The organism is Pseudomonas sp. LRF_L74, assembly GCF_965644255.1.
Lineage (GTDB): Bacteria > Pseudomonadota > Gammaproteobacteria > Pseudomonadales > Pseudomonadaceae > Aquipseudomonas.
Map to the genome: position 1 here is coordinate 178,894 of NZ_CBFFRH010000008.1, position 12,766 is coordinate 191,659.

Sequence of the window (12,766 nt, forward strand, 5' to 3'; positions counted from 1 at the left end):
GAGTGCTTTTTCCGATGTCTATGCCATCATTTCGCCACAATCACAGCGGTTCGTTGGCGAGAACTCAATCGTGGAACAACGCAGTACCGGTTTGCGGGCCTGGATGGATCGCTTGAACGAGGCGGAATTGCCCGCCCTGGCCGCGGTCATCCAAGACTTGCAGCGCCTTTCCGAAGCCGACAAATCCTCGGTCCAGCAACTGGCTGCGGTTTTGTTGCGCGATGCGACGTTGACTTCCAAGGTGCTCAGGGTTGGCAACAGCGTCTATTACAACCCGTCCCAGGAAAGCATCCGCACCATTTCCCGTGCCATCGTCCTGATCGGTTTCGACAGCGTACGCCTGATCAGCCTTTCCGTATGCCTGATCGACAGCCTGCTGAGCAAGTCGCCGCGCGAGCAACTGCGTGGTCTTCTGGCGCGTTCGTTTCATGCGGCGGTGCAGGCGCGCAATATCGCCGGGCAACGCCTGCCAGGGCGCCAGGAAGAGGTCTTCATCGCCGCGTTGCTGCATCAGATTGGCGAGTTGGCGTTCTGGGGATGTGGCGGCGAACAGGCCGATGAGCTGGCGGCGCTCCTGGAGCAAGCCAGCGTGCAACCCGGACAGGCGGTGCTCGACGTGCTGGGCGTGAGCTTTCGCCAATTGACCCAGGAACTGGTCAAGAGCTGGAACCTGGGTGATATCGCCAGCCTGGCTCAAAGCGGTGCGGCGCAGTCCGACCCGGCGGTGCGCGCGGTCACCCTGGGTACGCGCATCAGTGAAGCCGCATTGCAGGGCTGGAGTTCTCCGGCCATGGCAGCGCTGGTCGAGCAGCTTGCGCGCCTGCTCGGTATCAGTGAAGACGCGGCGTTGCAGCAGGTTCTTGCCAGTGCCGACGAAGCCGTCGAGGTGGCGACCACCTTCGGTGCCAGCAAGCTCTGCGATCTGATTCCGAGCACGGACCCGGAACTGATCCAGGCGCAGAGACAGGCGCAGACAGTCGAGCTGTTGCAGCCTGACCTGACGATCCTGCAGCAGGCCGCGCAGGACCTGGCGCTGATGGTCAGCGACAGGGCGGATGTCGGTCTGGTCCTCGATACGGCGTTGAAAGGCCTGCACCAGGGGGCAGGTCTTGAGCGTGTGATGTTGGCGGTCCTGGCTGAGCAGCAGAGCTGCTTCCGGGCCAAGCGCGTGGCGGGCGAAGGCACTCAGCAGTGGATGGAGGGCTTCCGCCTGCCCGCGGCCCAGGACAGTGAGGTCAATGTGTTCGGCTATGCGTTGCGCCATCGCGAAGCGATATGGATGGGCGTGCCTGCCAGCTACAACCTGAACGAACTGGTCACCCTGCCGATGCGGCAGATGCTCGGGCAGGGCATGTTCTTCATCGCGCCGTTGATGGCGGGCAAGCGCGAGATCGGTGTGCTGTACGCCGATTGCCGGGTGTCGGGGCGGCCCTTGACGCAGGAGCAGTTCGCGGCGTTTCAGCGTTTCACGCAACTGACCGGACGCTGCCTGGAGGCGATCAGCCGGCGCGCTTGAAGAGCGGAAGCGGCTTTCGACAGCCTGTCAGGTGCTGAAACGCGTGGTCGTCAATTGGTACTGAGATAAAGCGTCAGTGTCTGCCCGGGCTTGAGGTTCTTGCTGCTGCTTGGATTCCAGCGCTGCAAGTGTTCCATTTCGATCTTGAAGCGTTGGGCGATGAGGGACATCGAGTCGCCTCGCTTGACCCGGTAGTACGTGACGTTCTGGCGGCCACTCTTGCTTGCGCTGGCGACCGTCTCCTGCGTGCGCCCTTGTCGGACCACCAACTCCTGGCCAAGGCTCAATTTGCTCTGCGCGCTCAGCTTGTTCCAGACCAGCAAGTCCTTGACCGAAATCTTGTTGGCATTGGCGATCTGCCAGAGGGTATCGCCGTTTTTCACTTTATAGCGACGCGAACTGCTGGCCGGCACCGCGATTTGTGCGACTTGCCTGGCGAGCGGCACTGAGCCGGTCGAGGCAACCATCCCCGGAATGGTCAATGCCTGGCCGATCGACAGGCGATTGCCCTTGAGCTGGTTGGCGTTCTTCAGTTCGTTGACGTTGACCTTGTAGCGGCTGGCGATGCTGTGCAGGCTATCGCCGGAGCGAACCCGGTATTCCTGCCAGGCAAGCGCCTCGCTGGCCGGCATGCTGGCCAGGTTGGCGGCCAGCACTTCGGCCTTGTCGATCGGCACCAGCAATTGCAGGGGGCCGTCCATGGTCACGCGCTTCTTGAACGCCGGATTGAGGTTGTACAGTTCCTGGGCGTCGATGTCGGCCAGTTGTGCCACTCGATTCAGGTCGAGGCGGCGAGGGATGTCGATTTGCTCGAAGTAGGGCTCGTTGGCGATCGGGCTGAGGGCGATGCCGTAGGCGTCGGGTGACATGACCAGTTGCGAGAGGGCCAGCAGCTTGGGTACGTAGTCCTGGGTTTCCTTTGGCAGCGGCAGATTCCAGTAGTCGGTGGGCAGGCCGAGCTTCTCGTTGCGCTCGATGGCCCGGCTGACGGTGCCTTCGCCGGCATTGTAGGCCGCTAGGGCGAGCAGCCAGTCGCCGTTGAACATGTCGTGCAAGCGGCTCAGGTAGGTGAGGGCGGCGTTGGTCGAGGCGGTGATGTCGCGACGACCGTCGTACCAGTTGGTCTGGCGCAGGTTGTAGACGCGGCCGGTCGCCGGGATGAACTGCCACAGGCCCATGGCCTGGCTGCGCGACAGGGCGAAGGGGTTGTAGGAGCTTTCGATCATTGGCAGCAGGGCCAGCTCCATGGGCATGCCGCGCTCTTCGAGGCGTTCGACCACGTAGTGGATATAGAGGCTGCCACGCTCGGACGAGCCTTCGAGGAACGACGGGTTGCCGACGAACCACAGGCGCTGGTTCTCGATGCGCGGGTTGACGCCGATCTCGTCCTGCAGCTTGAACCCGGAACGCATGCGATCCCAGATGTCGCTGGGCGCTTCGGTCACTTCATCCTCAGACAACCAGACCGTTTCGTACGGTTGCGTCTTGGCTGCATGGACCTTGCTCGGCGCGGGGTTCTCGCGGTTGTCCGCGCTCATGCTCTGGCAACCCGCCAAGCCCAGGCAAAGCGCGGCCGCGAGGATTTTCAGCGGCATGGCCGGGGTGCTGTTTTCAAGGTTCTCGTCGGGCTGCAGGCGCATGGGTCGTCGGTACTTTCCGGGCGAAAAATTCCGGCGATTCTAGAAACGCCCCTCGGGGTGGTCAAGGTTACATCTGTCAAAGATGTGACACTTAGCTGACCCGGAAGACATCTTTCCAGCACCTGAGCGCAGCAAAAACCTCCTGTGCCGTGCGTTCGCGCCGGCCTTCCCGTTCGTCGATCTTTTCTTTAATGGATGTTTCATCGCAGCGCAGAAAGGGGTTGGTGGCTTTTTCCAGGGCCAAGGTGGAAGGCAGGCTGATGCGCTGCTCGTCACGCCAGCGCTTTACCTGCTGGAAACGTTGTTCGACCCGTGAGTTGCCGGGTTCGGCAGCCCTGGCGAAGTGCAAGTTGCTCAGGGTGTATTCGTGGGCGCAGTAGACCAGTGTCTCGTCCGGCAGCCGGGCCAACTGGCTCAACGATTCGTGCATCTGCGCCGGCGTGCCTTCGAACAGTCGGCCGCAGCCGGCGGCGAACAGCGTGTCGCCGCTGAACAGCCAGTGATCGTTGTCCTGGCCGTGGTAATAGGCGATATGCCCGCTGGTATGGCCGGGCACCAGAAACACCTCGAAGCCCAGGCCAAGCACGTCGATGCGGTCGCCCTGGTCGAGGGCGACATCGCGCTCGGGAATCCGTTCTTCGGCGGGGCCGTAGACACGGGCTCCGGTCGCCTGCTTGAGGCGTGTAACGCCGCCGACGTGATCGTTGTGATGATGGGTGATGAGGATATCGCTCAGTTGCCAGCCCGGATGGGCGTCGAGCCAGGCCAGTACCGGGCCGGCGTCGCCGGGGTCGATCACGGCGCAGCGCAGCCGGTTGGTATCCTGCAGCAGCCAGATGTAGTTGTCGGTGAAAGCCGGGAGTGCGTCGATCTGAAACATTTTTCGGGGTCGCCAAGCGGATCACAATGACGCATCTTAGTCAGCAAGCGCGTCGATTGGCCACGCAGGATCAGATCATGCACGACGAACCGTTCGCCCAGGCCGACCCGGACTGGCTGCAACTCACCCGGGAGGCGAGGGCTTGGCTGGCTTCTCCGCTCGGCAAAATGCTGCTCGAACAGGAGCACCTGGCGCTGGAAAACGAGCTGGCGCGGTTCTTCGGCGGGTTTCTGGTGCACTACGGCCCGGCTCAGGCCAAGCCCGCGCAGGCCGAGCAGATCCGTTGCAACGTACGCCTGGGGGCGCCCCTGGCAGGTGTCGATATTGCCTGCGAGGAGCAGGCCTGGCCGCTCGGCGAGCACGCCGCCGACGTGGTGGTGATGCAGCATGGCCTGGATTTCAGCCTGTCGCCCCATGGCCTGCTGCGTGAGGCCGCGCTCAGCGTTCGTCCCGGAGGGCATCTGCTGATCCTGGGGATCAACCCTTGGAGTACCTGGGGCTTGCGCCATTATTTCGCTGGCGATGGCTTTCGCCGTGCCCGCTGCATATCGCCGACCCGCCTGGCGGACTGGCTCAACCTGCTGGGCTTCGCGCTGGAGAAACGGCGCTTCGGGTGTTATCGTCCGCCGCTCGCTTCAGCCGCCTGGCAATCACGCCTGGCTCGGCTGGAGCACTGGGGCAGTGCCATGCGCTTGCCGGGCGCCGGCTTTTACCTGCTGGTGGCGCGCAAGCTGGTGGTCGGGCTGCGTCCCTTGCGCCAGGTGCAACGGGCGCCGATGGGCAAGCTGCTGCCAATGCCGGTGGCCAAGATCAGCCGCCGCGATAGCCAATAGACAGACGAAGAATGAGCGAACAGGTCGAGATTTATACCGACGGCGCCTGCAAGGGCAATCCCGGTCCGGGTGGCTGGGGTGCCTTGCTGGTGTTCAAGGGGGTCGAGAAGGAATTGTGGGGTGGCGAGCGCGATACCACCAACAACCGCATGGAACTCACCGCGGCGATCCGCGCCCTAGCGGAGTTGAAACGCTCCTGCCCGGTGCGCCTAGTCACCGACTCCCAGTACGTCATGCAGGGCATCCAGGACTGGATGCCGAACTGGAAGAAGCGGGGCTGGAAGACGTCCACCAAGCAGCCGGTGAAGAATGCCGATCTCTGGCAGCAACTGGATGAGCAGGTCAATCGCCATAAGGTGAGCTGGGAATGGGTACGCGGCCATGCCGGTCATCCAGGTAATGAACGGGCGGACCAACTGGCCAACCGTGGCGTCGACGAAGTGAGGAGTTTGCAGCGTGCGTAGCGTAGTGCTCGATACTGAAACCACCGGTATGCCGGTCAGCGATGGTCACCGGATCATCGAGATCGGCGCTGTGGAACTGGAAGGGCGGCGCCTGACCGGGCGGCATTTCCATGTCTACCTGCAGCCGGATCGCGAGATCGACGAGGGCGCGTTCGCGGTCCACGGTATCAGTAGCGAGTTCCTGGCCGACAAACCGCGTTTCCGTGATGTGGCCGATGAGTTCTTCGAGTTCATCAAGGGCGCGCAACTGATCATCCACAACGCAGCGTTCGACGTTGGCTTCATCAACAACGAGTTCGCCCTGATCGGCCAGACCGAGCGAGCCGATCTCAGCGAGCATTGCAGCATCCTCGACAGCCTGCTGATGGCTCGCGAGCGCCATCCGGGCCAGCGTAACAACCTCGATGCGCTGTGCAAGCGCTACGGCGTGGACAACTCCAACCGCGAGCTGCATGGCGCTTTGCTCGACTCCGAGATCCTGGCCGACGTCTACCTGGCCATGACCGGTGGCCAGACCAATCTGTCCCTGGCCGGGGATGGGGGCGATGGCAGCGGTCGTGTGGCGCCGAGTCCGATTCGACGCATCGCTGGACGTACACCGTCGATGATCATTCGCGCCAGTGACGCGGAGCTGGAGGCTCACGCCAAGGCTCTGGCCGTTATCGCGAAGGCCTCCGGTGGTCCATCCGTCTGGCAGAAGCTGGAAATGCCGGCCGAGGAAAACGCCTGAGCCGAAAGGTTGGTTCTGCGACCTTTTCGTACAGCTTGCCGCTGCGGGGGTTCCGCCCGTGGCGGTGAACTTCTAACCTGAGTAGACGGCCACTCAGGAAAGAATTCATGTACAAAGACCTGAAATTCCCCGTCCTCATCGTGCATCGCGACATCAAGGCCGATACCGTCGCGGGTGAGCGCGTACGCGGTATCGCCCAGGAATTGGCGCAGGATGGCTTCGCCATCCTTTCCACGGCCAGCTCGGCCGAAGGCCGCATCGTCGCGTCCACGCACCATGGCCTGGCCTGCATCCTGGTTGCCGCCGAAGGGGCGGGCGATAACCAGCGTCTGCTGCAAGATATGGTCGAGTTGATCCGCATTGCCCGCATGCGTGCGCCGCAGTTGCCGATCTTCGCCCTTGGCGAGCAGGTGACCATCGAGAACGCCCCGGCCGAGGCGATGGCCGACCTCAATCAGTTGCGCGGCATCCTCTATCTGTACGAGGACACCGTTTCATTTCTCGCCCGTCAGGTGGCGCGAGCTGCGCACAATTACCTGGATGGCCTGCTGCCGCCCTTCTTCAAGGCACTGGTGCAACATACCGCGCAGTCCAACTATTCCTGGCACACGCCGGGGCACGGCGGTGGCGTGGCCTATCGCAAGAGCCCGGTGGGCCAGGCTTTCCACCAATTCTTCGGTGAGAACACGCTGCGTTCGGACCTCTCGGTATCCGTACCTGAGCTGGGCTCGCTGCTCGATCACACCGGCCCACTGGCCGAGGCCGAGGCTCGTGCTGCGCGCAATTTCGGCGCCGACCATACGTTCTTCGTGATCAATGGCACCTCGACGGCGAACAAGATCGTCTGGCACTCCATGGTTGGGCGCGATGACCTGGTGCTGGTCGACCGCAACTGCCACAAGTCGATCCTGCATTCGATCATCATGACCGGCGCGGTGCCGCTGTACCTGATGCCGGAGCGCAACGAGCTGGGCATCATCGGCCCGATTCCTCTGTCGGAGTTCAGCAAGGCGTCGATCCAGGCCAAGATCGACGCCAGCCCACTGGCCCGGGGCCGTGAGCCCAGGGTCAAGCTGGCGGTGGTGACCAACTCGACCTACGACGGCCTTTGCTACAACGCCGAGCTGATCAAGCAGACCCTGGGCGACAGCGTCGAGGTCCTGCATTTCGACGAGGCCTGGTATGCCTATGCGGCTTTCCATGAGTTCTACGCCGGCCGCTACGGCATGGGGACCAGCGAAGGCGCGCGCACGCCGCTGGTATTCAGCACCCACTCGACCCACAAGCTGCTGGCAGCCTTCAGCCAGGCATCGATGATCCACGTGCAGGACGGTGGCCAGCGTCAACTCGACCGCGATCGTTTCAACGAGGCGTTCATGATGCACACTTCCACATCGCCGCAGTACGGCATCCTCGCTTCGCTGGATGTCGCCTCGGCGATGATGGAAGGGCCGGCCGGTCGCTCGTTGATCCAGGAAACCTTCGACGAGGCCCTGAGCTTTCGCCGGGCCTTGGCCAACCTGCGCAAGAATCTGCAGGCCGAGGACTGGTGGTTCAGTATCTGGCAGCCGCCCCAGGCCGAAGGCGGCGAGGGCGTGCAATCGACCGCCGACTGGCTGCTGCAGCCAGAGGCCGACTGGCATGGTTTCGGCGAGGTGGTCGAAGACTACGTGTTGCTCGACCCGATCAAGGTCACCCTGGTCATGCCGGGGCTTTCTGCCGATGGCAAACTGGCGGCGCGTGGCATTCCCGCGGCAGTGGTCAGCAAGTTCCTCTGGGAGCGTGGCCTGGTCGTGGAGAAGACCGGCCTGTACTCCTTCCTGGTGCTGTTCTCCATGGGCATCACCAAGGGCAAATGGAGCACGTTGCTGACCGAGTTGCTGGAGTTCAAGCGCCTCTACGATGGCAACAGCCCATTGATCGAAGCGCTGCCATCGGTTGCCCGCGAGGATGCCGTGCGCTATGGCGGCATGGGGCTGCGTGACCTGTGCGATGAGTTGCACGCCTGCTACCGCGAGAATGCCACGGCCAAGGCGCTCAAGCGCATGTACACGAGCCTGCCCGAGGCCGCCCTCAAACCGGCTCATGCCTACGACCATCTGGTGCGTGGCGAGGTCGAGGCGGTGCCCATCGAGCAGTTGGAAGGGCGAGTCGCTGCGGTGATGCTGGTGCCTTATCCGCCCGGCATTCCATTGATCATGCCCGGCGAGCGCTTCACTGCGCAGACGCGCTCGATCATCGACTATCTGCTGTATGCCCGGGACTTCGATGAGCGCTTTCCGGGCTTCGATACCGATGTGCACGGCCTGCAGAAGGAAAACGGCGAATACACCCTGGATTGCCTGAAACAGTCGAAATCTGACTACTTGGTGCCCGTGGCCTGAGCCTTCGGTCACAGTGCCGCCATCGACTTTTGTCACGCGCTTGTTATAGTTGCGCGCCTGGAGCCTGCCGGAATTCCATCCAACCCGGTAGTGCCAACGATAATGGATTGCCTGTCCTTGAGGATGATCAGCGTGCCCGAGTACAACGCCTTTCGTGTGGCGCTGCAGGATAAAGTCGCCCACATACAGATCGACCGTCCCGACAAGGTCAACGCGATGAACGTCGATTTCTGGCGTGAAATCATCGACATCTTCCGTTGGCTCGATGACACCGATGAAGCACGTGTAGCGGTCATCTCCGGAGCGGGCAGGCATTTTTCATCCGGTATCGACCTGATGATGCTGGCCCAGGTCGCCAGTGAGCTGGGCAAGGACGTTGGCCGTAACGCCGAGATCCTGCGGCGCAAGATCCTGCAACTGCAGGCATCGTTCAGCGTTATCGACCAGTGTCGCAAGCCGGTGCTGGCGGCGATCCAGGGCTACTGCCTGGGTGGTGCCATCGACCTGATCAGCGCCTGCGACATGCGTTACTGCAGCGAAGATGCGCAGTTCTCCATCAAGGAGATCGACATGGGCATGGCCGCCGATGTCGGTACCCTGCAACGCCTGCCACGCATCATCGGCGACGGCATGATGCGCGAGCTGGCCTATACCGGGCGTACCATCGATGGCGCCGAGGCGCTGCGCATCGGCCTGGTCAACCGGACCTATGCGGATCAGCAGGCGCTGCTGGATGGGGTGATGGACATTGCCCGCGAGATCGCCGCGAAATCGCCGATCGCAGTGCGTGGCACCAAGCACATGATCCGCTACATGCGTGATCACCGGGTCGATGATGGCCTGGACTACGTGGCGAGCTGGAATGCCGCCATGTTGCAATCCGCCGACCTGAGCCTGGCGATGGCCGCCCATGCCAGCAAGCAGAAAGCAGAATTCGCCGATTGATGAGCTGTTCGTCGAGAGAGGTGCGGTAGACCTATGGTCACAGGAGCTACATCCCTGAGTCTGGTGCGTGACGAGCTGTTCGCCACCATGGAAGAGACCGAGCAGAGTCTCGAACAATTCATTGCCGAGCGCAATAACGGCAGCCTGTTGCAGCAGGCGGTGGAAAGCCTGCACCAGGTCCGCGGCACACTCAACCTGATCGAACTGGCCGGTGCCGAGCTGCTGGCACAGGAAGTCCTGCAGCAGGCCATGGATATTCCCGTCGGCGCCGGTGAGGAGCGCGACGTGCAATTGGCCGCCCTGAGCAATGCGCTGTATGTGCTGCGGCGTTATCTGGAGCAGGTCGAGAGCAGCCGCCAGGAACTGCCGGAGTTGCTGCTGCCGGCCATCAATGAGCTGCGCCAGGCGGGTGGCCAGCCCGCGCTGCCGGAAAGCTTCTTCTTCAGTGCGCGCCTGGATCAGCCGCGTCCGCCGAGCAATGCGGACGCGGCGCTGCGTCCGGGCGATATTCGCCGTCTGCGCCATATGTACCAGATCGGCCTGCTGGGCTTCATTCGCGAAGACGATTCCCAGGCCGGTTTGAAGCTGATGCTGCGTGCGCTGCTACGCCTCGATGGCGTGTATCACGACCAGCCGCGTGGCCGACTGTTCTGGATCGGCGCCGCTGCGGTCGATGCCCAACTGGAAGGCCAACTGCTGCCGCGCAAGACCCGCAAGCAATTGTTCTCGCGCCTGGACCGTGAAATGCGCCAGGCCTTGGTCAATCCTGAGTACGAAACGCCGCGTAGCCTGCTCAAGGAATTGCTTTACCTGGTAGCCCTGGCCGACGGAGCCGGTGCCCATGCCGGAGCGGTGCGCGAAATCTTCGGCCTGGCGTCTCTGCCGTTCACCGATCATATGCTGGGCGAGGAGTACCAGCGTCTCTCCGGGCCAGGGCAGGGCGTCATGCGCTCGCTGTCTTCGGCGATTCGCGAGGAGCTTGCCAGCGTCAAGGATCAGTTGGACCTCATCGAGCGTGGCACTGCGCAGCCAGAAAGCTTTGCTGGCTTGCACGTGCTGCTTGGCAAGTTGGCCAAGACCCTCGGCATGGTCGGCCTGAGTTCGGCCGCCAATTCCCTGCACGTGCAACTGAGCGTGGTGGCGGGTTGGAGTGCCGAGGCGCCTGCAGCCGCCGAGGAACTGCAGCGCCTGGCCGAGGCCGTGCTGTATGTCGAAAGCATGGTCGCCAGTCTCGAACGTGGCGAGCGTCGTGACGCCCGCCAGACGGCAGTACCCATGCAGGAAGGTGCGGCGTTCGCCAATCATCAGTTGACCGAGGCACGTATCGTGGTGGTCGACGAGGCCCAGGCTGGCCTGGCCCTGGCCAAGCGTGCGATCACGGCCTACCTCGAATCCGACGGTGACAAGCTGCATCTGGCCAATGTGCCCTTCAGCCTGCAGGCGGTTCGTGGCGGCCTGTGGTTCCTGGGCCAGGAGCGCGCGGCGGGCCTGATCGGAGCTTGTGCCCGCTACATCCAGACGCAAATGGTCGATGCCAGCCAGATGCCGTCGGCGCAGATGCTGGAAATCCTGGCCGATGCGCTCAGCAGCCTTGAGTACTACCTGGAAGGCGGCGCCGTGCTGCGTCCGGAAACCAACCCCAGCGTGCTCGACCTCGCCGAGGAAAGCGTACGTGCCCTCGGCCAGCCGGTGGCGGCATGAGCCCGGCTGGCTGGCAGACCCTGCCACCGCTGGATGATCGCCAGGCCGGCGGTTGGGCGGTGGTGCGCAGCAGCCAGGGTTTCCTGGGGGATGCCAGCGGCGTGCGTTTCTCGCGTGACTGGATCAAGCGCCAGGCACTGTCGATCACTCGCGAACATGGCCTGGGGACCCTGGACGGCGAGCCGGTCTGGTTGATCGAGCTGGAGCGGCCGGATGAGCTTCCTGGCTGCCACTGGCAGGGTTTGCGGCAGTACATGATGCAAGCCGAACATGCCATCTTCCGCATGCTATCGGTGGCTGAGCAAGTGAGTAACTGGTATCGCGACCACCGTTTCTGCGGGCGTTGCGGTACGCCCAACCAGCAGGTTGCCGGTGAGCGCTGCATGCGTTGTCCGTCCTGCGGGCAGGACAGCTACGCGCGGATTTCGCCGAGCATGATCGTCCTGGTGACCCGTGGCGATGAGATTCTCCTGGCTCGCTCCAAACGCTTCGTCAGCGGCATGTACAGCACCCTGGCCGGTTTTGTCGAGCCGGGCGAGTCGGCGGAAGAGTGTGTGGCTCGCGAGGTGCGCGAGGAGGTCGGGGTCGAGGTGCGCAATGTGCGCTACATGGGCAGCCAGAGTTGGCCGTTTCCGCATTCGCTGATGCTGGGCTTCCATGCCGAGTATGCCGGTGGCGAGATCGTGCCCCAGCCCGAGGAAATCGAGGATGCGGCCTGGTTTCACGTCGAACGCCTGCCGCAGTTGCCCATGCCGCAATCCATCGCCCGCTACCTGATCGAGCTGTACCTGGCGCGCCGCTCAGGCCGCGCCGAACCAGTGCTGCCAGGCTAGGCGCATGGTCAGCGCCAATACCACCAGGATGAACACCGGGCGGATGAAGCGCGAGCCGCCCTTGATTGCCGTGCGCGCACCCAGTGCGGCACCGGCCATCAGCGCCACCCCCATGCACAGGCCGAGCAGCCAGGCGACCTGGCCGCTGACGATGAACACGACCAGGGCCGTGGCATTGCTGACGAAGTTCATGCTGCGCGCCACGCCGCTGGCCTTGAGCAGGTCGAGCGGGTAGAGCAGCAGGCTGCTGACCGTCCAGAAAGCGCCGGTTCCCGGCCCGGCGACACCGTCATAGAACCCCAGCGAAAACCCCTGCGGCCACTGTCGACCCTTGGCGATGGGCGCATCGGCCAGCGTCGGTGCGTCGGGTGTCTTGGCGAAAAGCAGATAGAGGCCGCAACCGAAGACGATGACGGGCAGCATCATGTTCAGCCATTCGGCAGGCATCCAGTGGGCAATCACCGCGCCGGTCACCGAACCGATGGCGGTCGCCAGCAGCGCATTCTTCCACGGCCCGGGTGAAAACAGCTTGCGCTGGTAGAAGGTGTAGCTGGCCGTACCTGAGCCGAAGGTCGCGCACAGTTTGTTGGTGCCCAGCACCAGGTGTGGTGGTAGACCAGCAGTGAGCAGGGCGGGCAGGGTCAGCAGGCCGCCTCCGCCGGCAATGGCATCGATGAAGCCGGCGGCGAAGGCGACACCGGCGAGAATCAGCAACGTGAGCGGCTCGAGGCCGAACTCCAGGGGGAGGTGCATAAAAATTCCAGGAATGATGCGAAATTGCGGGCTGGCGCTGGTTGTCGTCCGCGGCCGCTGCGCATAATGCCGGCATTTCCCCGGGGA

The 12,766-nt window shown here is 63.2% G+C and carries 11 protein-coding genes; 8 read left to right on the top strand and 3 right to left on the bottom strand.

The genetic code is table 11. From position 1 onward, the window contains the following. The first annotated feature begins 70 nt into the window (after positions 1-70). Positions 71-1,516, top strand: a complete 1,446-nt coding sequence (locus ACSZPK_RS20525; RefSeq protein WP_437883384.1) for an HDOD domain-containing protein — start codon at positions 71-73, stop codon at positions 1,514-1,516. A 50-nt stretch (positions 1,517-1,566) separates the two neighbouring features. Here ACSZPK_RS20525 and ACSZPK_RS20530 read toward each other — a convergent pair whose 3' ends face one another. Continuing rightward, positions 1,567-3,156, bottom strand: a complete 1,590-nt coding sequence (locus ACSZPK_RS20530; RefSeq protein ID WP_437883386.1) for a LysM peptidoglycan-binding domain-containing protein — start codon at positions 3,154-3,156, stop codon at positions 1,567-1,569. A gap of 91 nt (positions 3,157-3,247) precedes the next feature. Continuing rightward, complete coding sequence (gene gloB, locus ACSZPK_RS20535) at positions 3,248-4,036, bottom strand: hydroxyacylglutathione hydrolase (RefSeq protein ID WP_437883387.1); 789 nt, start codon at positions 4,034-4,036, stop codon at positions 3,248-3,250. A gap of 77 nt (positions 4,037-4,113) precedes the next feature. Here gloB and ACSZPK_RS20540 point away from each other — a divergent pair, with 77 nt between their 5' ends. The 7 genes from ACSZPK_RS20540 to nudC all read left to right on the top strand — a co-directional run bounded on the left by ACSZPK_RS20540 (position 4,114) and on the right by nudC (position 11,926). Next, the gene (locus ACSZPK_RS20540) at positions 4,114-4,869 is read left to right on the top strand and encodes a class I SAM-dependent methyltransferase (RefSeq protein WP_437883388.1); all 756 of its coding nucleotides are present in this window, start codon (positions 4,114-4,116) and stop codon (positions 4,867-4,869) included. A gap of 11 nt (positions 4,870-4,880) precedes the next feature. Next, a complete protein-coding gene (rnhA, locus tag ACSZPK_RS20545) occupies positions 4,881-5,333 on the top strand; it encodes a ribonuclease HI (protein WP_437883389.1) in 453 nt (150 codons plus the stop codon). Next, entirely contained in the window at positions 5,326-6,063 is a 738-nt protein-coding gene (gene dnaQ / locus ACSZPK_RS20550) for a DNA polymerase III subunit epsilon (RefSeq protein WP_437883390.1), read from the top strand. The genes rnhA and dnaQ overlap by 8 nt, the downstream gene beginning before the upstream one ends. 107 nt (positions 6,064-6,170) lie before the next feature. Then, positions 6,171-8,447, top strand: coding sequence for an Orn/Lys/Arg decarboxylase N-terminal domain-containing protein (locus ACSZPK_RS20555; protein ID WP_437883391.1), 2,277 nt, complete (start codon positions 6,171-6,173; stop codon positions 8,445-8,447). A gap of 132 nt (positions 8,448-8,579) precedes the next feature. After that, entirely contained in the window at positions 8,580-9,392 is an 813-nt protein-coding gene (locus ACSZPK_RS20560) for a crotonase/enoyl-CoA hydratase family protein (RefSeq protein WP_437883392.1), read from the top strand. A 33-nt stretch (positions 9,393-9,425) separates the two neighbouring features. Then, a complete protein-coding gene (locus tag ACSZPK_RS20565; RefSeq protein WP_437883393.1) occupies positions 9,426-11,093 on the top strand; it encodes a ferrous iron transporter B in 1,668 nt (555 codons plus the stop codon). Next, positions 11,090-11,926, top strand: a complete 837-nt coding sequence (gene nudC, locus ACSZPK_RS20570; protein ID WP_437883394.1) for an NAD(+) diphosphatase — start codon at positions 11,090-11,092, stop codon at positions 11,924-11,926. Before ACSZPK_RS20565 ends, nudC begins: the two co-directional genes overlap by 4 nt. Here the strand turns inward: nudC and ACSZPK_RS20575 are convergent. Continuing rightward, a complete protein-coding gene (locus ACSZPK_RS20575; RefSeq protein ID WP_437883395.1) occupies positions 11,894-12,679 on the bottom strand; it encodes a TSUP family transporter in 786 nt (261 codons plus the stop codon). The genes nudC and ACSZPK_RS20575 overlap by 33 nt on opposite strands. Between the last annotated feature and the right edge of the window lie 87 nt (positions 12,680-12,766).

What these genes read in the sequence shown, in the direction of transcription:
- ACSZPK_RS20530 (WP_437883386.1), bottom strand. Translation starts at nt 3,156, where the DNA reads ATGCGCCTGCAGCCCGACGAGAACCTTGAAAACAGCACCCCGGCCATG.
- gloB (WP_437883387.1), bottom strand. Translation starts at nt 4,036, where the DNA reads ATGTTTCAGATCGACGCACTCCCGGCTTTCACCGACAACTACATCTGG.
- ACSZPK_RS20540 (WP_437883388.1), top strand. Translation starts at nt 4,114, where the DNA reads ATGCACGACGAACCGTTCGCCCAGGCCGACCCGGACTGGCTGCAACTC.
- rnhA (WP_437883389.1), top strand. Translation starts at nt 4,881, where the DNA reads ATGAGCGAACAGGTCGAGATTTATACCGACGGCGCCTGCAAGGGCAAT.
- ACSZPK_RS20555 (WP_437883391.1), top strand. Translation starts at nt 6,171, where the DNA reads ATGTACAAAGACCTGAAATTCCCCGTCCTCATCGTGCATCGCGACATC.
- ACSZPK_RS20565 (WP_437883393.1), top strand. Translation starts at nt 9,426, where the DNA reads ATGGTCACAGGAGCTACATCCCTGAGTCTGGTGCGTGACGAGCTGTTC.
- nudC (WP_437883394.1), top strand. Translation starts at nt 11,090, where the DNA reads ATGAGCCCGGCTGGCTGGCAGACCCTGCCACCGCTGGATGATCGCCAG.
- ACSZPK_RS20575 (WP_437883395.1), bottom strand. Translation starts at nt 12,679, where the DNA reads ATGCACCTCCCCCTGGAGTTCGGCCTCGAGCCGCTCACGTTGCTGATT.